This window comes from Thalassospira povalilytica, from assembly GCF_002844235.1.
GTDB lineage: Bacteria > Pseudomonadota > Alphaproteobacteria > Rhodospirillales > Thalassospiraceae > Thalassospira > Thalassospira povalilytica.
Genome location: NZ_PGTS01000001.1, coordinates 319216 through 344278, shown reverse-complemented (window position 1 = coordinate 344278; position 25063 = coordinate 319216). Strand labels below are relative to the sequence as shown.

Below are 25063 nucleotides of genomic sequence, written 5' to 3'. Positions count from 1 at the left end.
GATCCGGGCGCACGATCAGGCGTCGCTTGTAACCTGTTCGATGATTTTGCCCTGACCATCAAGGGCCAGCGCGATCAGTACACCGCCCCGCCCGGCACCACCATCCACCGACAGGGTAAATTCACGTTCCTGAAGCCCGGTCTGCGAAAGTGATGCACCGCGGACAATACGCGCGCAGTCGTAATAACGTTCGGTAATTGCCTCAAACATCGAGCCGCCCCACCAGAACGTATCGGTCTGACCGGTAAGAGGGCGTGAACCATCAAGCCCGGCATGAACAAAGATCAGACGACCATCCGTGGTATAGGCCGCATGTTTGAGGTCGGATAGCAATGCGCTATGCCCGCTGTGGCGGCGCAATGCATCGGAAAACTGGGACGTCCATTGCGAAATGGCGTGCGCGCCCTGACGCATGATCGACTGGACATGCGCCGGATCAAAACCATAGGCACGGGTTGTTCCGGCAATACCGCGGGTCAACATCCAGTCAAAGACTTCGCCGGGATTGGGGGCAAACTGGATCTGCTGCAATTTCGACAGCATTTCTTCGGCCGCACCGCGCAAAAAGGCGATATCGGCGATATCAACCCCGTCCAGGGCGATGAAATAACGACGGAACAGAAGCAATTCGTTGATGGTCGCAACAACGGATTCCGCCGTGCCATCCCCCCAGTAATTGCCAAGATAGACAAGCCTGTCTCCGGGTGTGATACGTTCAGCAAGCTTCTGATGAACGGTACGCAACGCACCGTGATCGCCATTGATTGCGCCGACAACCCAGATTCTCTCGGCCGGTTTTATCGGCGCCAGAACTGCACTCATCGCTGTAACCTGCCTAAAACAAAAATAAAACCGGCCCAAGGATAGCTTGCGGGCCGGCTTTTATAAATAGTTGTATAGCTGACTTATTCAATCAGGCAGCTTTTTGCAGAAGCTTTTCGAGCTTGCCCGATGCCTTGTCCTTGTCGATCTTTTCGATCGCGGCCAGTTCGTCAACAAGGCGCTCGAAAGCAGCTTCATAGATCTGGCGTTCGGAGAAGGACTGTTCCGGCTGGGTCGCGCTGCGATGCAGATCGCGCACAACTTCGGCAATGGAGACCGGATCACCGGAATTGATTTTTGCTTCGTATTCCTGTGCACGGCGCGACCACATGGTGCGTTTGACGCGAGCACGGCCCTTAAGCGTAATCAACGCCGAGTCCATTTGCTTTTTGGAGGAAAGTTTACGCAGACCGGAGTTACCCACCTTGTTGACCGGCACGCGCAAAGTCATGCGGCTGGATTCAAAGGTAATTACATAAAGGCGCAATTCCTGACCCGCGATTTCCTGGGTTTCCAGGCCACCAACACAGCCAACGCCGTGTGCGGGGTAAACAACATAATCGCCAACAGCAAAGGGCAACTTATCCGACATCAAGCATCCTTCCGGCCCATTCAGGCCTGGTCATTCAACTGTAACAATATAGACCCAGTGACGCGAAGAGCTGCACACGACCAAGCTTTTGGCGAAGTCGCGGTTTCAGACAGGAATACAAAAAACGGAAATCCGGAAATTCGGAACGAGCCTGTCGAGCCCTTAACGCGAGTTGCCCACAATAGCACAACACGCCACTGGTTCACAGATTTTTTCGGCGCTAATGGCTCAATGCAGCCATGCATTTAACCCGCTGGCATATGCCAACGGGTTAAAAACCGTATGTAATCTGGGGGGTTAGTCCGACAATCAGTCGCCTTCGCCCGGCGCTTCGCTGAGCAATTCGGTCTTGCCGGTTTTACCGTTCCATTCATCAGCATCAGCCGGCGCATCACCTTTGCGGGTGATATTGGGCCAAACTTCCGCGAACTTTCGGTTGATTTCCAACCAGTTGTCCAGATTCGGCTCAGTATCGGGAATAATCGCTTCGGCGGGGCATTCGGGTTCGCAGACACCGCAATCGATGCATTCATCAGGGTGAATAACCAGGAAGTTCTCACCTTCGTAGAAGCAATCGACGGGGCAAACCTCGACGCAGTCCTGATACTTACACTTGATGCAGTTTTCCGTCACCACATAGGTCATGGTGTAACTCCGTACAGGTTGCGAGGCCATGTTGCGGCTGCACCCGCGCTTGGCCTTTTTCTCTCTCTGGGGATTGGGTTATCACGCACAGCTGTTGTGTGCAACTCCAATAAAATCCCATTTTTTTGCGTAGTATAGATTTTGTGATGCGATGCGGCGTGGCGACATCCGGTATTTCGGGACCGCACACGACAAAGCAGCGCAGAACATACAGATTTCTTCACAATTTTCCAGTTTGCAGACGCCGCGGATAATTGCTTTTACCCCCGCAAAGCCATAGTGTGCTTCTGATTGAGTGGGAACTGCGGATTTTTGGGGTTACGCGTGCCTGACAAAAGCCTTGATCAGCAACGGCTTAAATGGCGGGATCGCTTGTCTGTCAAACAGGCAAGGATCGCGGTTGCCCTTACCTTGCTGATCGGCCTGCTTTTCAGCGGCATCCAGATTGTCTGGGACTTGCGCGAAGAAAAGAGCCTGATTGACCGCACCGTCATGCAGGTTCTGGCGACATTGCGCGAATCCGCGACACAGGCGGCATACGGCCTCGATGAGACACTTGCCACACGCGTGGTTTCCGGCCTTTTTGAATATGAACCGGTCTATGCGGCGGTTCTGCGGGACAATTTCAACAACATTCTGGCCCAAAAGACCGAACAGCAGGTCAGCTCCAACCGTACGGTCCTGACCAAATTGATGTTTGGTGAAAACCAGGAATATGAAATCCCGCTTGAAACCGGAAGCGGACGCGATCTGGTTGGCCATCTGAGCGTCAAGATCGATACGGACATGATCGCGGACGGGTTTCTTAATCGCGCCACCCGCATTCTGACATCGGGCATCCTGCGCAACCTGATTCTTGGCCTTATTCTGGTTGTCTTTTTCTACGTCACCCTGACCAAGCCGCTGCTGCGGGTTTCAAGTCTGCTGCGCAAAATTGATCCGCAAAACCCGACCCCCGATGCCATTGTCATCCCCGAAAATCATGACCGCGACGAACTGGGCATGATCCTTCGGACCACGCGGGGACTGATCGAACGTATTTCAGCAACACTTGATAAGCTGCGCACCACCGAACAACAGGTCCGTGACCGTGAAAACCAGCTGACCGCGATTGTCCAGAACGTTGCAGACGGTATCCTGACAATCACCCCGACCGGCCGGATTGTTGAATATAACGGGGCAACCAAGCAGCTTCTTGGCCTGATGCGCGATGAAACGCCGCAAGGCCGGACATTGCACGAATTCCTGATGCCGCGCGCCATTCCGCTTCTGGAGCACAGTCTGGAAGAACTTGCAGCGCAGTCTTCGGACAATCAGACGACGGAAAAACGCCTGACGCTTCCGATCAGACGCGCCGACCAGACCGAAATTGATGTTTCGATTGCGCTGCGCATGATCCCGGATGCGGCTACGCCGATGATGACCGCGGTCCTGACCGACATCACGGTGCGCAAACGCTATGAGGAACAGTTGGTCTATATGGCCAACCACGACACGCTGACCAACCTTCCGAACCGCAGCATGCTTGAATCCAGCCTGTCAAAGGCACTCGACAAGCACAAGGAAGCAAGCAGCACGCGGCATGGTGCGACGGCTGTGCTGTTTATCGATCTTGACCGGTTCAAGGTCATCAATGACAGTCTGGGCCATGATGTCGGCGACCTGTTGCTCAAGGCGGTCGCCGGACGCTTGCAGAAAGTGATCGGTCGTCAGGAAATCGTCGGTCGGCTTGGCGGTGATGAGTTCCTGATCATTATTCCCGATCTGAAAGAAACCCAGGACGCCGCCATTCTGTCACAAGCCGTACTTGATGCACTGGCACCGGCATTTGACATCAAGGGACGCGTTCTGTTTGTGTCGCCATCGATCGGGATTGCGCTTTATCCATCGGATGGCGAAGATTTCCCGGCCCTGATGCGCAACGCCGACACCGCGATGTATAGTGCGAAATCCGGCGGCGGGGGCACCTATCACTTCTTTACCAAGACGATGAATGAAAGTGCCATGGCGCGCCTGGTGATCGAAAATGATCTGCGCGAAGCCCTGGCCCAAAATCAGTTCGAACTGCATTACCAGCCCAAAGTCGATCTGCGTACCAACCGGATTTCCGGCCTCGAGGCACTGATCCGCTGGAAACAGCCCGGGCGCGGCTATATTTCGCCGATGCAATTTATTCCGGTCGCAGAAGAAACCGGCCTGATTGGCAAGATCGGCGAATGGGTGATCGCGGAAGTCTGCCGCCAGATCGCAGAATGGGACGCGCAATCAGTCCCACCACTGCCGATCGCAATCAACCTGTCGCCACGACAGCTTATTGAAGGCAGAATTACAGAAACCATATCTCGAATATTGACCGACACAGGCACCCCGGCCGCACGCATCGTTCTGGAAGTAACCGAAACGGTGATGATGCAGGAAATCAAGAAATCGGCCGCCATTCTTGAAGAACTGCGTCATTTGGGGTTGCAGATTGCCGTTGATGATTTCGGGACAGGCTATTCGTCCCTCGCCTATCTGAAACGGTTGCCGATCAATTCGATCAAGATTGATCGATCCTTTGTGCGGGACGTGACAATCGATACCGATGATGCCGCGATTACGCGAACCATCATCGTTATGGGCCACAATCTTGGCCTTAAGGTCATTGCAGAAGGTGTGGAAACCAAAGAACAGATGGCATTCTTGCGCGAAAGCGAATGTGACGAAGTTCAAGGTTTCCTGATTGCCACCCCGCAACCGCCCCAGGAAATCGTCAAACATATCCTGCGACTTTCCGCAAATGCCGAGACTGAACTATAATCGCAGCCCCGATAAATATTGAACCGGTTACCTGAGAAGACATATGGCCCAACAACGTTCCGTTCTGCTTGTCGATGACAGCAAATTTGCCCGCCTTCTGGTCAAGGCTTTCATTTCCAGCAACTTTACCGACTGGGAAATTGACGAGGCCGAAGATGCCAGCAAGGCGCTCGAAATGGTTGAAGGCAAGTCGTATGACTATTTATTGCTTGATTTCAACATGCCGGGGATGAACGGGCTGGAGCTGGGCGAACAATTGCGTGGACGGTTCCCGGACTCGGTAATCGCCCTTCTGACTGCCAACATTCAGCAGGAAATTCAGAAAAAGGCTGCAAACCTTGGCCTCGAATTCCTTGCAAAGCCACCGACCGAGGAAAAAATGCGTGACTTTATTCTGGCGCAGGAAGCGTCCAGATGATCGACCTTAGCGAACTTGAACATGACACCATCAGCGAATTGATCAATATCGGGGTTGGTCGCGCAGCGTCGTCATTGTCCGAGATGGTCGAACAGCCCGTCGAACTTACTGTCCCGCGTATTACATTTGTCGAACGTTTTTCCGATACGGAACTTGCCAAGGCCCCGACCGAGGTTGTCTCGGCGGTCAGTCAGACATTTGACGGCCCGTTCAAGGGCGAAGCCATGCTGGTCTTTCCCGAAGAACGCAGCCTTGAACTGGTACGCAGTCTTCTTAAGGTCGAAGTGCCGCTTGATACCCTGACCGATCTTGAACAGGAAGCCCTGATGGAGGTCGGCAACATCATTCTGAATGCCTGTCTTGGCAGCATTTCGAATGTGCTTGGCGAACCGATCAACTGTTCAATGCCGTCATTTCGCAAACGTGAAAGCCGGTCGCTGCTTGACGTTGATCAGGCCGAACTTAATGCCGGCAGCATGCCGGTCCTGATGATCCTGCATGTTCAGTTTATGCTGCGTCATAACGACATTGACGGGTATGTTCTGTTTGTCATGGATCTGGATTCCATTCAGATGCTGCGTGAACTGGTTCGTCGCTTTCTTGCCAATTCGCTTGGTTAACCGGTGAGGTGAATGAAAAAGCCATCGTCCAAGCCCCAAAAGGACGCAACGCCGTCATTCGATCTTGATCGTGAAGGCAATGCCGCAGAATTGTTTGCCGCATTGCTTGATACGGCCGATACCGGTTTGGTTGCGCTTGCCCCGGACCGTACCGTTTGTCACTGGAACCAGTGGATGCAGACCCGTTCGGGATTGCGCGCCGACGAGGTTCTGGGCAAGGCGCTTCATGATATATTCCCCGAAACACGGATGGGACGTGTCAGCCTTGCCATCGAGGATTGCCTGAAATTCGGAATGCCCGCGGTGATTTCACCGTCGCTCAATCAGGGGGCCTTGCCGCTTTCGCCATTGCCGCAATTTGCCGCAAGCTTTGATCGCATGGAACAATCGATCCGCGTCCATCCGATCAAGACCAAAAGCAATGGCACGTTATGTTCGCTGATCATTCGGGACGTGACCTTGGCCGTACAGCGCGACCGTCTGTTGCGCAAGCAGGCCGCTGAACTGGCCGAACTGGTTACCCAGTCAAAACGCAGCGAAGACCGCACCAAGGCGATTTTGCAAAACACCATCGATGCCATTCTTGTGGCGTCCGACGATGGCAATATCGAACCACTGAATTCCCGGGCACAGGAACTTTGCGGGCCGGATGGCGATCCCGAACTGCGCAATATTATCCGGTTCCTGCTTCCTGACAGTGATCATATCGCAATCACGCCGCCCCCACCCAACCGGCTTCTGACCGATCTTGGTACCGGCGTCATCGAAGTCCTGGCCCTTACCAAAACCGGACGCAGTGTTCCGCTGGAAGTTGCGATCAGTCATTTTTCGGCGGATCAGCGATATCATTACATCATCACCCTGCGTGATATTTCCCAGCGCAAGCGCCACGAGATGGAAATCCAGCGCACCATGGCCGAGCTTGAACGGTCCAACAGCGAACTTGAACAGTTCGCCTATGCGGCGTCCCATGACTTGCAGGAACCGCTTCGCATGGTGTCGAGCTATACCCAGCTTATTGCCCGGCGCTATGAGGGCAAACTTGATGATACCGCCGATGAGTTCATCCATTACGCGGTTGATGGCACCCAGCGCATGCAGCGCATGATTGACGATCTTCTGACCCTGTCGCGGGTCGGACGCCACGGCAAACCGTTTCACCCGGTACCGCTTGATGATCTGTTTGACGCGATTGTTGCCAACTTCAAACGCGCCGGATCGGCCCCGGAAGGCAACATCATCCGCGAAGATCACCTGCCAACGGTCATGGGCGATGCCAGCCAGTTGCTGTTGCTGTTCCAGAACCTTGTGTCGAACGGGTTGAAATACAGCGATCCGCAAAATGGCCGGGTGCGGATTTTTTCCGCCGACACCCCGAACAGTCACCGGATTTTTGTCGAAGATAACGGGATTGGCATTGATCCCCAGTATCACGAAACCATTTTCGAGATTTTCAAACGCCTGCACGGATATGGTGATTATGCCGGCACGGGAATTGGTCTTGCGATCTGCAAAAAGATTACCGACCGGCATGGCGGAATACTTAGCGTTACCAGCAATGTTGGCGAAGGCAGCACCTTCTGTGTTGAGTTGCCCAAGGAATTGCCGATTGTCGCGACATCCGAAAGCATGTAGCTTGCAGTTTACGTAAGCGTAAAGATGATTGAGCTACCATGACCGACAGTTACTCTATCACCGATCTTGCCCGCGAGTTCGAAGTCACCACCCGAACCATCCGGTTTTACGAAGATCAGGAACTGATTTCCCCCGAACGCCATGGCCAGACGCGCATCTATAGCCAACGTGATCGCGTGCGGTTGCGCCTGATCATGCGCGGCAAGCGGCTTGGCTTTTCGCTTAAGGAAATCCGTGACCTGCTTGATCTGTATGACGGTGATCGCAGCGAAATCACGCAGCTGACCACCCTTGTCGACAAGATCAATGAACGTCGCGAAACCTTGCGCAAGCAACGCGAAGACATTGATGCCACACTGGACGAGCTCGATAAGCTGGAAGAAACCTGTCAGGAAGAACTTGGTCGCAAAAAGGCCGGTTAATCCGCCCCGTCCCGGTCATCGCCAACTACTGTTACTGTCCGGGTCCGACCGAACCTGACGGGGATGCAGACGCCTTTGACAGGCTGACATCGGATGGCCGAGACAGGATAAAACAACTGACCGGCAAGGCGACCAGCAACTGGATCATCACGATCCAGCGGTTTTCGATAAAGATCAGGGATCCGGTAATCACCACCAGAAAGGCCAGCATGGCAAGAAGCTTGGCGCGACGGTTGATCACGCCATGTTCGTTCCATTGACGGATCGACGTACCAAAACGTGGGTGATTGCAAATCCAGTCATGCAGACGCGGCGATCCCTTGGCAAACAGCCAGGCCGCCAGCAACATGAAGGGTGTGGTCGGCAAAAGCGGCAAAAAGATTCCGATCACGCCAAGACCAACCGAAAGCCATCCAAGGGCAAGATAGATATGCGCTATACGCACCATAGATTTCCTGTTTACAGTCCGTTCCACCCCTGACAGGCTAGGACAGGTAATTTAGGCGCTGCGATTGCGAAATTCAACAAATAGCCGACCATTACACTCAGTTATTTTCACCCTCTTTGACACCTTATGACTCCGAACGGTTGACCATGCTTGAAATTGAAAATGGCCTTTATCTGGATGAACGCCATCTGCATTTTCAGTTCGTCCGTGCATCCGGTCCCGGCGGGCAGAATGTCAACAAGGTGTCCAGTGCGGTCCAGATGCGGGTCCGCATTGATGATTTGACCGAACTGCCCCAGCGGGTGCGCGACCGGTTGCGTGAACTGGCCGGAAGCAAACTGACCAATGACGGGGAAATCATCTTTGACGCCCAGCGACACCGAACCCAGGAACGCAACAAGCAGGACGCTATCGAAAGATTGCTGGCCCTGTTGCGCAAGGCTGCCGAGCGCAAGAAATACCGCGTCAAAACCCGCCCGTCCCTTTCGGCCAAGCGCAAACGCGTTGAAACCAAGAAAAAGCGCGGCGATATCAAGAAAATGCGCCAACGCCCGATCGACTGAGGCCCGGCTATTGGCCAAAGGTACACAGCCCTTTCCATCCTGTTTACACCGGCTGTAACGGGCTTTTAAAACCGAACGGACATGACATTCAGGTTCAGAACATGATCATCGACTGGGATCACATCGCCAAAGCCCCCCTGCCGACCAATTGCGGTTGGAAAGGCACCTATCGTGTGCGCTATTCCGAAATTGGTGAGAACGGTAAAGTCATGATGCCGGCCCTTGCCGACTATATGCAGGATGCCGCCGGTTGGGGCGCGCGGATCCTGAAACTGGCTTATGACGATACGGTTGATCAGGGCATTGCATGGGTTCTGGCGCGTATGGTGATCCATATCCGCGACTATCCCGGCAATGGCGAGGAAATCCTGGTTGAAACCTGGCCGTCAGGTGTATCGCGCCGGGTTGCGACCCGCGATTTCCGCCTGTCGAACAGCAAGGGGGATGTGATCGGCGTTGCGCAAAGTTACTGGGTGATGTTTGACCTGCGCGAACGGCGCGCAGCCCAATGGCCGGACTGGATTGAAGAACGCCTGCCTGATCCGCCCGGCCCCAAACTGATTGAACCGCCAATGCGCCCGGCCTTTACCACCGATCCCCTGCCCGCAATTGACACGATCAAGGCACGGCCATCGGACCTTGATCTGTATGGGCATGTCAATAATGTGCGCCTGATGCAGTGGGTGCTGGGGGTTTCGGGGCAAAACAGCCGTCCTGATTTCCATCCCGAAAGTCTTGATATCCAGTTCAGAACAGAATGCCGCGTCCATGAACGGGTCGAGCTGCGCCATGCCAACGGCTTTGCCGCGGTCAGTCGCGAAGAAGACGGCACGGACCTTGTGCGTGCCCATATTGTGGCGCGCAATGCTCTGGCACTGGCTTAGCGCGGACAAGGATCACGATAACCGGCACCCGGATCGCCTCACGCCCGGTCCATCATGGCATCAAAAAGATCGGCAACCGGTTTGAAGCTTTTGCGGTGATGCGGGGTTGGTCCGACTTCGCCAAGCCCGACCATGTGTTTTTTCACCCCGTACCCCGCATTGCCTTCCCAGCCAAAAAAGGGATAGCGCGTTGCAAGCCGTGCCATGGCGCGATCGCGCACGACCTTGGCCACAATTGATGCTGCGGCAATTGACAAGGATTTGCTGTCGCCCTTGACCACGGTTTCGACATGGCATGGCAGGCCGGGATCACGATTACCATCCACCAGTGCCTGATCGGGCACCACTGCCAAACGGTCGACCGCACGGCGCATGGCGACATAGGTTGCCTGCAAAATATTGATCTGGTCAATTTCACGAACGGATGCCGCCCCGATACCGACTTCGGCGCATTCCATGATCACGTTAAAAAGCTTGTCGCGCTTTTTGGCTGACAGTTTTTTGGAATCATTGAGCTCGGCAACCAGAATATCGGGCAATCTTGCATCCCGCGGCAAGATGACCGCGGCCGCCACCACCGGGCCCGCCAGCGGCCCGCGACCGACTTCGTCGATCCCTGCAATACGCCCGCTATACTGATCTTCGATGGTAAAGTCCGGCATGTTTCTGGTCACTCTCTCTTTCCACCGTCATAGCAAGCTGCCCGGTGACCGACAATATCGCAGTTTGTCCGGGCTGCTTCCTTGGGGTGAATTCACGCACCAGCATAACAAAAAACGGCACCGGATAACCGGTGCCGTTTGATCGATTACAGGTCCCCTGCCTTTCAGGTTTCCTTTTCCTTGTATTCTTCGCTTGGGTCGTAACCTTCGGGTCCGATCGGATCAAAGGTGGCCCAGCCTTCATCCTGCTTGGATGGCGGAAGATCCTTGTGCGGATCGACATTCAGCAGCATGTAGGCCTTGGCAATCAGATTTGCGGTGATGGGTGCTGTCAGGAAAATGAACAGCGTAATCAGCAATTCGTGAATGGTGAAATGGCCACGTTCAACCCAGAAGAACAGCATTGACGCGATCAGAACACCGCCAAGCCCGACAGTACTGGCCTTGGTCGGTGCGTGCAGACGCGGCAGCAGTTCTTTGAGTTTGATCATACCGAAAGACCCGATCAGCAGGAAAGCCCCGCCAATCACGATCAGAAGCGAAATGATGAGTTCAACAACAAACGGCATCTTATCGCTCCCTTATTCGATGATGTCGCCACGCAAGACGAACTTGCAATAGGCCACAGTTGAAACAAACCCGAACATTGCAAACAGCAACGCGCCTTCGAAATACATCGCCGTTGATTTTCCGATGCCATACAGCACCAGAAGCGCAATCGCATTGATCGCCATCGTATCAACCGCCAGAACCCGGTCGGCCGTGGTCGGCCCCACGGTCAGGCGATACAGGTTCATCAACAGCGCAAGCGCCACACAGACAAAGCCGAAATTCAGTGCATATTCGATCATTCGAAGATCTCCTTCAGACGGCGTTCGTAGCGGTTCTTGATGTCATCGATCACGCCCTGTGGATCAGGGGCATGCAGGCAATGAACCAGAAGGCTTTTGGCATCGGCACTCAGATCGATGGTCACCGTGCCCGGCGTCATGGTGATGGTTCCGGCAAGGGTCGTGATCGCCTCGGGAGAGGTCAGATCAAGCGGAACGACAACGCATTTTGACTCAAGGCTTTCGGTTTTGCGAAACAGGATAAGACCGGCAACAATGACGTTTGCCACCAGAATGTCCCACAAAACCACCAGACCATATTCGCAAATCGCATAGGCATTGCCCACCTTGGGACGGGCCGGCCAGAAACTTGCGGTGATCAACGGAATGATGACCGCAAGGATGAGACCGAAGATAACGGCACCTGCCGAAACCTCGTTGACCAGAAACACCCACACCACCAGCAAGGCCAGTGTCAAAAGCGGATGGGGGAGATAACGTTTCATCATTATGTTCCTTGTCCTTTCCGCTTACTGGCCCAGCAATGCCAGGGCACCTTCGCCCAGCACCGCCTGGATATAACCCGATGTATCAAAGATCTGCGCAGCAACACCGTGCAGATAATCGGTAATCGGACCGGCAAAGACCGTCAGGGCAACCAGTCCACCCAACATGCCGCACGTGGCAATGATCGGCAGAACCGGCCATTTCGCGCCTTCGACCGTGATTTCACCTTCGACCGACGCACTTTTCCAGAACAGGACACTACCCGCCCGGCCAAAGCCGATAATGCACAGCAGTGACGTCACCAGAATGATCGCCCAGATCCAGACCATGGCGTCGCTTCCACGCGCCGCATCAAGGATCTGAAGTTTACCGATAAAGCCGCTTAGCGGCGGCATACCGGCCATGGCAATCGCCCCGACAAAGAACAGAACAGCCAGGAAGCCCGACTGATGGAATGTCGGTGCGGTATGCAGGCTGTCACCAAACTGGCCGCGACGTGACACCACCAGATCAGCAATCAGGAACAGGGCCGCGCCCGAGAAGGTCGAATGCAGCAGGTAATAAAGGCCCGCCGCAATACTTTCGGGTGTGAACAGGGCAATGGCAATCAGCAGCGTTCCCATCGACCCGATCACCGAAAAGGCGATCAGCCCGTTAAGGCGTTTGGCCGCGACCACGCCGACCATACCCAGAACAAGCGTGATCAAAGCTGCCGGCATCAGATACGGCTGTGCCAGCCAGGCCATGTCCCCGGCCGCATCGCCAAAGGCCAGCGAATAGACACGCAGTACGGAATAGGCACCGACCTTGGTCATGATGGCAAACAGGGCAGCAACCGGTGCCGGCGCATTGGCATAGGTTCCCGGAAGCCAGAAATGGATCGGAACCAGTGCCGCCTTGACACAGAACACCAGAAGCAAGACCAGCGCACCCGCCCGCAACAGAGCGGCATCACCCGGCGCGACATTGGCCACCTGAACCGCGAGATCCGCCATGTTCAGCGTACCGGTCACGGAATAGATCATGCCAACCCCGATCAGGAACAGCGACGATCCCGTCAGGTTAATCACGATATATTGCATGCCGGCCTTCAGCCGTTCAGCCCCCGCGCCATGCAGCATCAGGCCGTATGACGCGATCAGCAGAACTTCGAAGAACACGAACAGGTTGAATACGTCACCGGTCAGGAACGCACCATTGACCCCCATCAGCTGGAACTGGAACAGGGCATGGAAATGCTTGCCGCGCTGATCCCATTCGCTTGAGGCAAACAGGACAACACCAAGTCCCAGAAGCGATGTCAGGAACACCATCATCGCCGACAGGCGATCCAGCACCAGCACAATCCCAAACGGTGCCGGCCAGTTCGACAAGGCGTACATTTCCGGGTCATTGCCATTGGCAAAGACCACCAGTGACAGCGTCACCGCCACAAGGGCCACGGTCGCCGTGATCGAAAATACGCGCTGCAACAAAATGTCGTGACGGACCGCCAGAACAATCAGGGCGGCCATCACGGCGGGCAGCACTATGGGAACAACAATCCAGTCACCCATCAGTTTTTATCTCCTGCTTCGGATGGCTCGCCAACCGGGCGACCGTCAACATGGTCATTGCCGATTTCAAGATATGCCCGGATCGACAGAACAACGATCAGGGCGGTCATGCCGAACGAAATCACAATCGCCGTCAGGACAAGTGCCTGGGGCAACGGATCGGTATATTCGGTCACGCCATCACGCAGGATCGGCGGCATATTGATCGTCAGGCGGCCCATCGCGAACAGGAACACGTTCACCGCATAGGACAGCAAGGCCAGACCGATCACCACCGGGAAAGTCCGCCCGCGCAGCAACAGATACGTGCCGCACGTGGTCAGAAGCCCAATACTGCTTGCTACAAGAAACTCCATATCAGGCCTCCTTTTCCGGGGTTGCTACAGATGCAGACGGATCATGATCCATCGGATCAAGGTTCACATCGACATGTTCGGCCATGCGTTCAACCTGTGACAGTTTGGCAAGGGCCAGCATCACCGCCCCGACCACGGTCAGGAACACGCCAAGGTCAAAGCCCATGGCAGATGCCAGTTCAAATTCGCCAACAATCGGCAGATGAACATGGGTGAAACCGCTGGTCAGGAACGGAAGCCCCGCAACCCATGCCGAAACACCGGTAATCGCAGCCGCAATCACGCCCAGACCGATCATGCCGTGATAGTTCACTTTCATGCGGTTCTGGGTCCAGCCAAAGCCCGATGCCATATATTGCATGACCAGCGCAACCGATACGACCAGACCGGCGATAAAGCCACCGCCCGGCTCGTTATGGCCACGCAGGAAGATGTAAACACCCACCATCAGCGACAGCGGCAACATCACGCGCGTTGCCACCACCATCATCATCGGATGGCGATCAGCCGACCGGCGATTATCGACAACCCAGTTGGCAAGACGTTTGGCGGCTTCGCCCTGGGTGACGGTTTCAATCAGGGCAAAGATCGACAGTGCCGCGATGCCCAGAACGATGATCTCGCCAAAGGTATCAAAGCCACGGAAGTCGACGAGGATCACGTTCACAACGTTCGTACCGCCGCCTTCTGTTTTCGAATTGGCCAGATGATAAGCCGAAATCGAGTTGGGCAGATCACGTGTCATGATCGCCCAGATGGCCCCGCCAATGCCAAGCCCCGCAGCAATGGAAACAATCCCGTCGCGCATCTTGCGGCCCGGCAGGCTTTCCTTTGGCGTTTCCTTAGGCAGGATATTGAGTGCCAGCAACATCAGGATGACCGTCACCACCTCGACCGAGATCTGCGTCAGGGCAAGGTCCGGTGCCGACAGATAGATGAAGCCAAGTGACACGATCAAACCGATCACACCGACCAGAAGCAAGGTCAACAACCGGTTGTGATGCATGAAGACCGACGCGATACAGGTCACGACCAGCAACAGCCAGGCAATGGCCGCCGGCGGTGAAACTTCAAGAAGTTCACGCGAACCCGACAGGTAATCGGGTTTGGCATAAAAGCCCGAAACACCGATTGCCACAGCCGAAACCACCATGATCGCCAGATAACGCTGCAAGGAGCCATTATGCAGGTTGTCCGAGACAAAGCGGCTGAGTGCCACCAGCTTGGCCATTGCGCAATCAAACATGGATTTGGCATCGGGACGCGACAGGTTTGCGGTCGCCGACAGAAGCCCCGCATGACGCATCAACAAAAGCGCCCCCAGAACCAGGGCAATCGCGCTCATGCCAAGTGCCGGGGTCAAACCATGCCAAAGTGCCAGATGATACTCCGGCAGTTCCCCGCCAATCACCGCACCGGAGGTCGCCGCTACCAGCGGACCGGCAATGGTTGCCGGGAACAGGCCGATCAGAACCACAAGAACGGTCAGGAATGCAGGCGGCGCCCACATGCCGAACGGCGGGTCATGCGGATGATGCGGAAGGTTTTCATCACGCGGCTTGCCCAGCCAGACATGGAAGATAAACCGGAAGGAATAGGCAACCGAGAAGATCGCACCAATCGTGGCAAGCAGCGGCACAAGCCAGTTCTGATCGAACCAGACCGTATGCCAAGCTTCTTCCAGCATCATTTCCTTGGACAGGAAGCCGTTAAACGGAATGACACCGGCCATCGATGCCGCCGAGATAATGCCGATGGTCCCGGCAATCGGCATCAGGTTCAGCAATCCGCCAAACCGGCGAATATCACGGGTCCCGGTTTCATGATCGACGATACCCGCCGTCATGAACAGGGCTGCCTTGAAGGTCGCATGGTTGATGATGTGGAAAACACCGGCAACTGCGGCCATTGGCGTTCCGAAACCAAACAGCATGGTGACAAGACCAAGGTGACTGACCGTAGAATAGGCCAGAAGTCCCTTAAGGTCGTGTTTGAAGATCGCGATCCATGCGCCCAGAACCATCGTGACCAGACCAGCAGTCGCCACGATATAGAACCATTCCGGTGTGCCCGACAGAACCGGCCACATGCGCGCCATCAGGAAGATGCCGGCCTTGACCATGGTTGCCGAATGCAGATAGGCCGAAACCGGGGTCGGTGCGGCCATGGCATGGGGAAGCCAGAAATGGAACGGGAACTGTGCCGATTTGGTGAAACAGCCCAAAAGGATCAGAACCAGTGCCGGAACATACATCGGCGATGCCTGGATCAGATCGGCATTGGCAAGAATATCGGTCAGGTTATAGGAGCCGACGATATCGCCAACGATCAGCATCCCCGCAATCATCGCCAAACCACCAGCACCGGTCACGGCAAGCGCCATGCGCGCGCCCTGACGGCCTTCTGGCAGATGTTTCCAGTACCCGATCAGCAGGAACGATGACAGGGATGTCAGTTCCCAGAAAATCAGAAGCAGCAGAATATTATCGGAAAGAACGATACCGACCATGGCCCCCTGGAACAGGAGCAGGAACACATAGAAGCGCCCCATGGGATCGTTCTTTGACAGATAGAACCGCGCATAGATGATAATCAGCAAACCGATGCCAAGGATCAGTGTAGCAAACAGCAATCCAAGACCATCCAGGAAGAAGGTCACATTCAGACCCAGTTCCGGCAGCCAATTATAACTGACCTGAAATACCTCGCCGGCAATGACCGCTGGGGCCTTTGCCATCAAAAGGATCAGGGCAAGCAGCGTGACAGAACCGGTGGCAGTTGCACATGCATTGCGCCCGGCCCTGATCATTATGGCGGGCAAGACCGCCCCAATGAAGGGAAGCAAAACAATGAGGGTGAGACTCATGAAAGACCCTTATTTTTGGATAATCGCCGCATCGCCCCCAACGCGAGACAGCAAGAAAATTCCGGCAGAAGGTAATATTTGTTCAGAAAATGGTCAAGAAAACCCAAACGGCGCAGATTTTCACCTTCTGACTGTCAAGTGAAGATGATCACCCGTGATTTTGGCGTTTTCAACTGCCGGGTTATTTCCGCCCACCAGCCAGAAGCGATGCTTCGGGCATCATGCGCAAACGGATCATGGCAATTGTGCCGGCCACCGGCCCGATCGACAGCATGGCAAACGCCCCCCACCAACCGGCCCAGTCAGCCACAACCGGCACCAAATGGATCGATACCAGCGCGATCAGAAAACCGATGGCATTTTGCAGGGTCAGGGCTGTTCCGACCTGATGGGGATCGGCCAGTTCAATCACGCAGGATGAAAACTGTGCGGAATCCGCCACCACCGAAATACCCCAGACAATGCAAATCAGAAGAAGGACCGCAAATGGCGCATCTCCGAAGGCACCGGCAACCAGTGCGCAGGCACCGCTGATGACCATGGCGGTAATTGTAACGGTCGTCCGCCCGATCCGGTCGGCATAATATCCCCCGGCAAGCGATCCGAACGCGCCGATCCCGACGATGGCAAAGGTCGATAATGCCGACCACATGCCGGGATTATCGACCATCCGGTCTGAATAGGCCCCATACAGGAACAACCCGATCCAGCCCCACATGGCATAAAGTTCCCACATATGCCCGAAATAACCATAACAGGCATGGCGCAATGGCTTGTTGGACCAGATTTTACCGACCATGCGCGGATCAAAGCGCGGCGACCTTCCCGGTGTTCCGCCCAGATGCACAAACAAAACGGCAAAGGCCGCCAGATAGGCCGACACACTTGCCGTTACGATCACCAACCGCCAATCAAGGGGAACCGCCACCGAAAACAGATGCGGCAAGGCAGAGCCCATGGTCAATGCACCAACCAGAAGCCCGACCAGAAATCCGGTATCGCCGCGCGACCAGGTCGCAACCATTTTCATGCCGATCGGATAGATGCCCGCCATGCATATGCCGGTGATCAGGCGCAGCAAGATCACCACCACACCATCAATCGGCACCACAAGGATCAGGATATTGGCGGTTGCGGCAATGATTGCCGACGCGGCCCAGAAACGACGCGGTTCGATCCGGTCGGCCAATCCGAAAACCGCACTGGTTACCGTCCCCATTACAAAGCCAAGAAGAACCGAACTGGTAAACAGCGAAGACTGCAATGCGCCGATATCAAATTCGCTGCGCAATTGCGGTAGCACCGCGGTCGCCGAAAACCACAGGGCAAGTGCCATTAACTGGCAAACCGTAATCATTGTAACGGCAAAGCCTTTGCCCGTGCGCGCCATTGTCCCCCCGACATGTTTGATGTTTTGCACATCATACACAGATGCGGACAAAAACCTATCTTGGAACTCTTTGAAATTCTGACCGTTAGATGTTTATCCCGATGAATTTCCAATTCCGAGCGGACGGCAGAAATGAACATTCTTGATCAATATGCAAATGGCGTTGTAACGGCCCTTGGTTTTTTCTGGAATGCGCTTTGGGCTTTCGTTCTTGGCTATGCCATCAGTGCTGCAATCCAGGTCTTTGTGCCCAAACGCCGACTGGTTGACCATATGGGCGATGGCGGTGCCAAAAGCATTTCACTGGCCGGGATGTTTGGCGCGCTTTCAAGTTCCTGTTCTTTTGCCGCGCTGTCCGCTGCGAGATCGCTTTTTCAGAAAGGCGCGCATTTCATCGCAACCGTCGCTTTCATGTTTGCATCGACCAATCTGGTCATTGAACTGGGCGTCCTGATCTTTCTGTTTCTCGGATGGCAGTTTCTGGTCGCAGAGATCGTCGGCGGCATCATCATGATCGTGATTTCGGCCATCCTGATCCGTCTGACATATCCGACCAAACTGATTGACAAGGCCCGCGATCATGCAGATGACGCGACCGGTCATGAGGATGACGATTTCGACTGGAAAAAACGCATTGCATCGATCGAGGGATGGCAACAGGTCGGCAACCGTTTCGTCATGGAATGGCAGATGGTTTGGCGTGAAATCCTGATCGGTTTTACCGTTGCCGGATTTATTGCGGTGTTTGTGCCAGACCATGTGTGGCAGACGCTGTTTCTTGCCGATGATGGCGCAAGCGGTGCCGATCTGCCATTCCTGCGGGTGTTGGAAAACGCATTGATTGCCCCGTTTGTTGCCGCTGCGACCTTTATCGGGTCCATGGGCAATATCCCGCTTGCCACCGTGCTGAGTGCAGGCGGCGTCAGTTTTGCCGGTATTATGGGCTTTATCTATTCCGATTTGATGGTCCCGCCGCTGGTGAAAGTGAATGCACGCTATTACGGCTGGAAAACCGCGCTTTATATTGCGGGTGTGATGTATGTCAGTATCGTCGCAACGGCGTTGCTTCTGCATTATGCCTTTGCGGCACTTGACCAGGTCCCCGAAAGCAGCCGGGACATTGCCGAAATCAGTGCATTTGGCGTCAATTACACATTGTTCCTGAATATTGCGGCATTTGTACTGGTAGCCGTTTTGATCCGGTTGCGCGCACTGGCACAAAAAGCCGGTTCCGGCGGGCATGGTCACAACCACGATCATGATCACGGACATGACCACGGACATGATCATCACGGCAGCAAGACATCGATACTGACCCCGAAAAATGCCCTGATCGGTGTGATCTTCCTGATATTGGCAGGTGGACTTGTGGTGCAGATCGGAACAGCAGTGTCCTAAAAAAAAACCGCCCGGTCAGACCGGACGGCGCAAGTTATCCCGAGCGGGAATAAAATTTGGCACTATCGGCGCGATTATCCGTGATCACGCCGGTCATCAATGACCTTGCCGTCATTTGGCAATGTTCCGGACGGGTTAAAGGCAACCACGCCGCGCAGCTTGCAAACACCGGCCATGGTTTCACCAATTGCATCCAGATCTGCTGATGCCTCGTTGCCTTCGCACAGAAGGGTCATGACATCATTGTCATTTTCACGGGTTACAACCAGACGCGCCTTGGTGATGGCGTCGTGGCGCTTGACGATTTCGGCAACCTGACTTGGATGAACAAACATGCCCTTGACCTTGGTGGTCTGATCGGCACGGCCCATCCATCCCTTGATCCGGTCATTGGTGCGCCCGCACGGGCTTTGCCCAACCGCAATGGCCGACAGATCACCCGTAGCAAACCGGATCAGCGGATAATCCATATTCAGGGTCGTGACCACGACTTCGCCGACTTCGCCATCTGCAACCGGTTCCCCGGTGCCCGGGCGCACGATTTCAAGGATAATGTCCTCGGCAATGATCATGCCGTCCTTGGCGTCACTTTCATAGGCAATCAGGCCAAGGTCGGCACTGGCATAACATTGCAGCATCGCAATCCCGCGTTCCGCAAACCAGTCGCGCAACGAAGGCGGCAATGCTTCGCCCGAAACAAGGGCACGCTTGATCGATGAAATATCGGCACCGAGTTCATCGGCCTTTTCCATCAGGATTTTCAGGAAAGAAGGCGTGCCGCTATAGCCAGCCGGTTTCAGATCACTGATCGCCTTGACTTGGGCTTCGCTTTGCCCGACGCCGGCCGGTACGACTACGCAGCCACAGGCACGCGCCCCGCTGTCGAAAATGAACCCACCCGGTGTCAGGTGATAGGACAGGCAGTTATGCACGATATCGCCCGGACGGAAACCGGCCGCAAAGAACGCACGCCCCATGCGCCACCAGTCATCGCCTTTTCCCTGCGGATCATAGATCGGGCCGGGGCTTTGGAACATGCGCGCCATCGCCGGAACCGGCGTTGCATTCAATCCGGCAAGGGGAAGTTCCCGGGCCTGGGCATCAATCAGATCGGATTTGCGGGTTACCGGCAAGGTCGCCAGCGCATCGCGCGAGGTAATTGTTCGCGGGTCGATATCGGCAAGAATGCGGCCATAGCCGGCCGATTTTTCCCTTGCATGATGAAGGATGCGCGGCAGTGCCGCCATCAGACCGGCTTCGCGGTCTGCGGGATTGCGCGTTTCACGTGCGTCGTAATATGTCGTCAGCATCCTGCCCGTCTTTCTTCAAAATTCCGTCACCAAAGCATTCAGGCCGTTACAGCCAACGCTTGCGGCGTTTGTAGGACTTGATGTTCTTGAAGCTTTTGCGTTCTTCGGAACCACCGCCAAGATAGAATTCCTTGACGTCTTCGTTGTTCAAAAGCTCGTCGCGGGTACCGTCAAGAACCACTTTGCCGCTTTCCATGATATAGCCATAGTCGGCAACCTTAAGCGCAAAGTTGGCATTCTGTTCAACGATCAGCATCGTGATGCCCTGTTCGCGATTGATCTTTTCGATAATCCCGAACACTTCCTTAACCAGAAGCGGCGACAAACCCATTGACGGTTCATCAAGCAGGATCATTTTCGGACGCGCCATCAGGGACCGGCCGATTGCCAGCATCTGCTGTTCCCCGCCCGACAGATAACCGGCAAGCCCGGTGCGTTCCTTCAGGCGCGGGAAATATTCAAAGACCATTTCGATATCGTCTTTGACGCCCTTGTCCTTGCGGGTATAGGCCCCCAAACGCAGGTTCTCGATACAGGTCATGTCTTCAATGATGCGGCGGCCTTCCATCACCTGGAACAGGCCGGAACGCACGATTTCTTCCGGGCTGCCATTGGCGATCTGCTGGCCCATGAAATTGATGTCGCCACGGGTGACTTCGCCGTCTTCGGTTTTCAGCAAACCTGAAATCGCCTTAAGCGTGGTCGACTTGCCAGCACCGTTCGGTCCCAGCAGGGTGACGATCTTGCCTTGCGGAACTTCCAGCGATACGCCGCGCAGGACAAGGATAACCTCGTCATAAACAACTTCGATGTTATTGACCGACAGCATCGGTTCGGCGGTCTCAATTTTGCGGGCGGGCTCTGCCATGGTGTCCCCTTCGAATTATCGCTTGGTGATCCCCCCTGTCGGGGACAAGGCATCTTGCGTCTTATGCCTTGCCCCCGAACAGACTGGGAGACATTCGTCTGTCTGGACTCAGGTCTTAGTAACCGAGCCAGTCGTCACGACGCGGCAGGGTAACGGTCGTTTCTTTTTTGACCGTGACTTCGCCACCTTTGGCGCTGCCGTTATAGATGTTGACGGTGTTGATGCCGCGATGGTCTTCGGCAGTCCAGGTTGCTTCCATGCACACACCTTCAAGGCCTTTGGGGACCCAGTTGGTGCGGGCATACATGCCGGCCTTGATGTTTTCACCGGTAATGCCGCCATTGGCCTTTGCCCATTCCATGGCTTCTTTCATGTAATAGGCCGAGCAAATGCCACGGATGTAATGGTGGGTGCGGAACTCGGTGCCCGAACGATCAGACATCTTGGAGATTTCGCGGACCAGATCCATGCCCGGAACGCCTTCGTCGGTCCAGAAGCTGGTCATGGCCGGGAAGACATAGTTTTCAACATCGCCAATGGTTTTGAGCGTTTCGTAGTCACCCGCCCAGATGTTGGCCAGCCATTTCGGGGTTGCGCCAACCGTGTCACAGGATTTAACCAGCGACACAACCGACGGGCCAAGGTTGCCAAGATACCCATAGTTGGTCCCGGCTTCTTTCAGGGTCAGGCATTGTGCCTTGAAGTCACCCGGCTTCATCGAAACAACCACCGGTGCGGTTACTTCAAAGCCAAGCTCGTTGGCATATTCTGCACAGGCTTCTTTCGGTGCGTTCGGATACGGGTGGTTGTCCCCGATATGCGAGAAGACCGGCTTGCCGGAACCACCGGAGTTTTTCCAGTCTTCAGCAGCCCACTGAACCATTGCACGGCAGGCATCGGAATAGGATGCGCCATAGAAGAAGTTATACGGTGCCGGTTTTGCCGTTTTCGGGTTTTTCGCGGTCGGGTCGGTCAGGTGACCGGAATAGGATGCCGAGTAAACCGGAACCTTGTCCTTGGCAACGAAGCTGATCAGTGCTTCGGTATCGCCTGTGCCCCAGCCCTGCATGGCAACCATGTTGTTGCGCGAACGCCATTTCTTGTAGTTCGCAATCGCCTGGGGAACCTTGTAGGCATAGTCAACCGATTCAGAATCCAGAACCGTACCGTCAATCCCGCCATGGGTGTTGATGTAAGACAGCGCATCACGCACACCATCAGCATAGAACTTGCCGATAAAGCCGGTCGCACCGGTAATATCCATCAGATGGCCGACAAATACTTCGTCTGCTTTGGCTGCCGAGAACGACAAGCCGGTTGCAACCATCGCGGTCGCAGCAATCAGTCTCTTCATAACGACGTCTCCCTTGGACGTTTTCATCAAAGATAGCCTCCCGGTCTCCCCGTTTTGGTCCCGGCCCTTTTTTGTTTTTAAGCGGGCCGGGTTCGGGGTCTTTATCAGTACGAGAAGGGATAAAGCTTCCAGTACGCCCTGATCTGTTGCCAGCGATGGGCAAGCCCATCCGGCTCAAAGATCAGGAACAGGATGATGGCCAGACCAATTGCCATCTCCTTGATATAAGCCAGCCCGTCGGTCACGGCCGTCGAACTTGCCCATTCAAAAACGCTTAATGCGCTGACACCGCTTTCCATGACTTCGGGCAGAAGCACCATAAAGACGGTTCCCATCAGGGTGCCTTTGACCGATCCGAGACCACCGATAATGATCATGCCAAGGAACTGGATCGACAGCAGAATGGTGAAACCTTCGGCCGAAACAAAGCCGAGATAATGCCCGTACATCGCCCCGCCGACACCGGCATAGAAGGACGAGATAGCAAAGCTCATCAGACGGTATTTCGTCAGATTGATGCCCATGATTTCAGCTGACAGGTAATGGTCACGTACCGCAACAAAGGCACGACCATCACGGGTCCGCATCAGGTTGGTACCCAAAAGATACATCAGGACCAGGAAGAACAGCGACACATAGAAGAAGCTGAAATCATCAAGAATTTCATAGCCGAACACATTGATCGGGTTGGCCGCCGCACCATAGGAACCACCGGTAAACCATTCGGCACGGGCAAAGAAATCTTCAAGAATGAACTGGGCCGCCAGGGTCGCAATCGCCAGATAAAGCCCCTTGATCCGGGCCGCAGGCAGACCAAACAGCATACCAACAGCCGCCGTCATCAGGCCGGCAAGCGGAATGGACAGCAACACCGGAATGCCGGTCGTGTTGTTGATCCAGGCCGATGCAAAGGCGCCAAAGCCAAAGAACGCCGCATGGCCCAGTGAAATCTGACCCGTAAAACCGACCAGGATATTCAATCCAAGTGCCGCAATCGCAAAGTACGAGATCTGGATGAACAGGTTGACGTAATAGCCATCCAGAACAAACGGGATCATTGCCACCGCAAGAATGCCAAGGATCGCGGCATTGCGGATATAGGTCGTATCGTAAATGCGGGTATCCTGACGATAGGTCGTTCGGAAATCACCGCAGGGACGCATCGAAAATCCAGCCATAGTACTTTTCCTCGTCCCTTAGATACGTTCGATGTCTTTGGTGCCAAACAGGCCATATGGCTTGATGCACAGAATAATGATCAGCACATAGAACGGCGCGATCGAGAACAGGTTGCCCCAGTTCAGATACTGGCCATCCACAAACTCGGCCGTGTTTTCAAGAAGACCGATGATCACACCACCGACAATCGCACCGACGATGGAATCAAGCCCGCCCAGAATAACCGCCGGGAACACCTTGATCCCGATCACCGAAAGGGCCGAAGACACACCATTAACCATCCCGATCACGATACCGGCGATCCCCGACACCAGGGCCGAAATCGCCCAGGACATCGCAAAGACGGTTTTGACCGAAATGCCAAGGCTTTGTGCGACCTGCTGATCAAAGGCGGTTGCGCGCATCGCGAGGCCAAGCTTGGAATATTTAAAGAACCAGTAGAACCCGGCCATGATGAACAACGAGATCACGAAGCTCATGATGTAGGCGGTTTCGATCTGCATCCCCAGAAGGTTGATCGAACGGGTTTCAAACACCTGCGGATAGGTTGCCGTGGTAGCACCGAAAATCCACTTGGTCGCTGCCTGGAAAAAGATCGAAAGCCCGATGGTCACCATGATCACGGAAATGATCGGTTCGCCAATCATGGGCCGCAAGACAACCATCTGAAGAATGATGCCAAACGCCATCATAAACAGCAGCGTAAACAGGAAACCCAGCCAGAAGGGCATACTCATTTCCACAAGGAACGCATAGCAAACCCACGCGCCAATCAGCAGAAACTCGCCCTGGGCAAAGTTAACGATCTGGGTTGATTTATAGATGAGCACGAAGCACATCGCGACGACACCATACAGCGTCCCGACGATCAACCCGTTCAGCAGAAGCTGGAACAGAAGTTCGAAATTCATGTTGCCATCCCTGTAATGGCGGTCCGCG

General features: G+C 54.8%; 25 protein-coding genes. 8 read left to right on the top strand and 17 right to left on the bottom strand.

Features of this window, described 5'->3' with window-relative positions:
• Positions 1–15: 15 nt before the first annotated feature.
• The 3 genes from CU041_RS01420 to fdxA all read right to left on the bottom strand — a co-directional run bounded on the left by CU041_RS01420 (position 16) and on the right by fdxA (position 2059).
• Positions 16–822, bottom strand: coding sequence for a hypothetical protein (locus CU041_RS01420; RefSeq protein WP_101245478.1), 807 nt, complete (start codon positions 820–822; stop codon positions 16–18).
• A 91-nt stretch (positions 823–913) separates the two neighbouring features.
• On the bottom strand, positions 914–1414 hold the full coding sequence (locus CU041_RS01415; protein WP_101245477.1) for a CarD family transcriptional regulator: 501 nt from the start codon (positions 1412–1414) through the stop codon (positions 914–916).
• A 309-nt stretch (positions 1415–1723) separates the two neighbouring features.
• Positions 1724–2059, bottom strand: a complete 336-nt coding sequence (gene fdxA, locus CU041_RS01410; protein ID WP_101245476.1) for a ferredoxin FdxA — start codon at positions 2057–2059, stop codon at positions 1724–1726.
• Between the two features lie 324 nt (positions 2060–2383).
• On the opposite strand from fdxA, the gene CU041_RS01405 reads away from it, so the two are divergent.
• The 5 genes from CU041_RS01405 to CU041_RS01385 are packed head-to-tail and all read left to right on the top strand — an operon-like array spanning position 2384 to position 7953.
• Positions 2384–4858 carry an EAL domain-containing protein gene (locus CU041_RS01405; RefSeq protein ID WP_233432971.1) on the top strand — a complete coding sequence of 825 codons (2475 nt, stop codon included), beginning with the start codon at positions 2384–2386 and terminating at the stop codon, positions 4856–4858.
• Between the two features lie 43 nt (positions 4859–4901).
• A complete protein-coding gene (locus CU041_RS01400) occupies positions 4902–5276 on the top strand; it encodes a response regulator transcription factor (RefSeq protein WP_101245474.1) in 375 nt (124 codons plus the stop codon).
• Positions 5273–5896, top strand: a complete 624-nt coding sequence (locus tag CU041_RS01395; protein ID WP_101245473.1) for a chemotaxis protein CheC — start codon at positions 5273–5275, stop codon at positions 5894–5896. The genes CU041_RS01400 and CU041_RS01395 overlap by 4 nt, the downstream gene beginning before the upstream one ends.
• 12 nt (positions 5897–5908) lie before the next feature.
• The gene (locus CU041_RS01390) at positions 5909–7531 is read left to right on the top strand and encodes an ATP-binding protein (RefSeq protein ID WP_101245472.1); all 1623 of its coding nucleotides are present in this window, start codon (positions 5909–5911) and stop codon (positions 7529–7531) included.
• A gap of 38 nt (positions 7532–7569) precedes the next feature.
• Positions 7570–7953, top strand: coding sequence for a MerR family transcriptional regulator (locus CU041_RS01385; protein ID WP_101245471.1), 384 nt, complete (start codon positions 7570–7572; stop codon positions 7951–7953).
• Between the two features lie 31 nt (positions 7954–7984).
• Here CU041_RS01385 and CU041_RS01380 read toward each other — a convergent pair whose 3' ends face one another.
• Positions 7985–8401 (bottom strand): YbaN family protein, encoded by a 417-nt coding sequence (locus CU041_RS01380; RefSeq protein ID WP_101245470.1) that lies wholly within the window; start codon positions 8399–8401, stop codon positions 7985–7987.
• A 146-nt stretch (positions 8402–8547) separates the two neighbouring features.
• On the opposite strand from CU041_RS01380, the gene arfB reads away from it, so the two are divergent.
• Both arfB and CU041_RS01370 read left to right on the top strand, forming a co-directional pair.
• Positions 8548–8964 (top strand): alternative ribosome rescue aminoacyl-tRNA hydrolase ArfB, encoded by a 417-nt coding sequence (gene arfB, locus CU041_RS01375; protein WP_101245469.1) that lies wholly within the window; start codon positions 8548–8550, stop codon positions 8962–8964.
• 101 nt (positions 8965–9065) lie between these two features.
• Positions 9066–9848 (top strand): acyl-[acyl-carrier-protein] thioesterase, encoded by a 783-nt coding sequence (locus CU041_RS01370; protein ID WP_101245468.1) that lies wholly within the window; start codon positions 9066–9068, stop codon positions 9846–9848.
• 38 nt (positions 9849–9886) lie between these two features.
• On the opposite strand, the gene CU041_RS01365 is transcribed toward CU041_RS01370, so the two are convergent.
• The 8 genes from CU041_RS01365 to CU041_RS01330 all read right to left on the bottom strand — a co-directional run bounded on the left by CU041_RS01365 (position 9887) and on the right by CU041_RS01330 (position 18015).
• A complete protein-coding gene (locus tag CU041_RS01365) occupies positions 9887–10510 on the bottom strand; it encodes a ribonuclease HII (protein ID WP_101245467.1) in 624 nt (207 codons plus the stop codon).
• A 164-nt stretch (positions 10511–10674) separates the two neighbouring features.
• Positions 10675–11079: a Na+/H+ antiporter subunit G gene (locus CU041_RS01360; RefSeq protein ID WP_101245466.1), complete on the bottom strand. Its 405-nt coding sequence runs from the start codon at positions 11077–11079 to the stop codon at positions 10675–10677.
• A gap of 12 nt (positions 11080–11091) precedes the next feature.
• Complete coding sequence (locus CU041_RS01355) at positions 11092–11361, bottom strand: K+/H+ antiporter subunit F (RefSeq protein ID WP_101245465.1); 270 nt, start codon at positions 11359–11361, stop codon at positions 11092–11094.
• On the bottom strand, positions 11358–11846 hold the full coding sequence (locus CU041_RS01350; RefSeq protein WP_233432970.1) for a Na+/H+ antiporter subunit E: 489 nt from the start codon (positions 11844–11846) through the stop codon (positions 11358–11360). The genes CU041_RS01355 and CU041_RS01350 overlap by 4 nt, the downstream gene beginning before the upstream one ends.
• Positions 11847–11870: 24 nt before the next feature.
• Positions 11871–13403 (bottom strand): monovalent cation/H+ antiporter subunit D, encoded by a 1533-nt coding sequence (locus CU041_RS01345; RefSeq protein WP_101245463.1) that lies wholly within the window; start codon positions 13401–13403, stop codon positions 11871–11873.
• Positions 13403–13759: a Na+/H+ antiporter subunit C gene (locus CU041_RS01340; protein WP_101245462.1), complete on the bottom strand. Its 357-nt coding sequence runs from the start codon at positions 13757–13759 to the stop codon at positions 13403–13405. The genes CU041_RS01345 and CU041_RS01340 overlap by 1 nt, the downstream gene beginning before the upstream one ends.
• 1 nt (position 13760) lies before the next feature.
• Entirely contained in the window at positions 13761–16625 is a 2865-nt protein-coding gene (locus CU041_RS01335) for a monovalent cation/H+ antiporter subunit A (RefSeq protein ID WP_101245461.1), read from the bottom strand.
• A gap of 181 nt (positions 16626–16806) precedes the next feature.
• The gene (locus CU041_RS01330; RefSeq protein WP_101245879.1) at positions 16807–18015 is read right to left on the bottom strand and encodes an MFS transporter; all 1209 of its coding nucleotides are present in this window, start codon (positions 18013–18015) and stop codon (positions 16807–16809) included.
• Positions 18016–18147: 132 nt separating this feature from the next.
• Here CU041_RS01330 and CU041_RS01325 point away from each other — a divergent pair, with 132 nt between their 5' ends.
• Complete coding sequence (locus CU041_RS01325; protein ID WP_101245460.1) at positions 18148–19413, top strand: permease; 1266 nt, start codon at positions 18148–18150, stop codon at positions 19411–19413.
• A gap of 74 nt (positions 19414–19487) precedes the next feature.
• On the opposite strand, the gene CU041_RS01320 is transcribed toward CU041_RS01325, so the two are convergent.
• The 5 genes from CU041_RS01320 to CU041_RS01300 all read right to left on the bottom strand — a co-directional run bounded on the left by CU041_RS01320 (position 19488) and on the right by CU041_RS01300 (position 25035).
• Positions 19488–20723, bottom strand: coding sequence for a phenylacetate--CoA ligase family protein (locus CU041_RS01320; RefSeq protein ID WP_101245459.1), 1236 nt, complete (start codon positions 20721–20723; stop codon positions 19488–19490).
• 46 nt (positions 20724–20769) lie between these two features.
• Positions 20770–21552 carry an ABC transporter ATP-binding protein gene (locus tag CU041_RS01315; protein WP_206927130.1) on the bottom strand — a complete coding sequence of 261 codons (783 nt, stop codon included), beginning with the start codon at positions 21550–21552 and terminating at the stop codon, positions 20770–20772.
• A 154-nt stretch (positions 21553–21706) separates the two neighbouring features.
• On the bottom strand, positions 21707–22945 hold the full coding sequence (locus CU041_RS01310) for an ABC transporter substrate-binding protein (protein WP_101245457.1): 1239 nt from the start codon (positions 22943–22945) through the stop codon (positions 21707–21709).
• A 104-nt stretch (positions 22946–23049) separates the two neighbouring features.
• Positions 23050–24123 carry a branched-chain amino acid ABC transporter permease gene (locus CU041_RS01305; protein WP_101245456.1) on the bottom strand — a complete coding sequence of 358 codons (1074 nt, stop codon included), beginning with the start codon at positions 24121–24123 and terminating at the stop codon, positions 23050–23052.
• An 18-nt stretch (positions 24124–24141) separates the two neighbouring features.
• Positions 24142–25035, bottom strand: a complete 894-nt coding sequence (locus CU041_RS01300) for a branched-chain amino acid ABC transporter permease (RefSeq protein WP_101245455.1) — start codon at positions 25033–25035, stop codon at positions 24142–24144.
• Positions 25036–25063 lie beyond the last annotated feature (28 nt).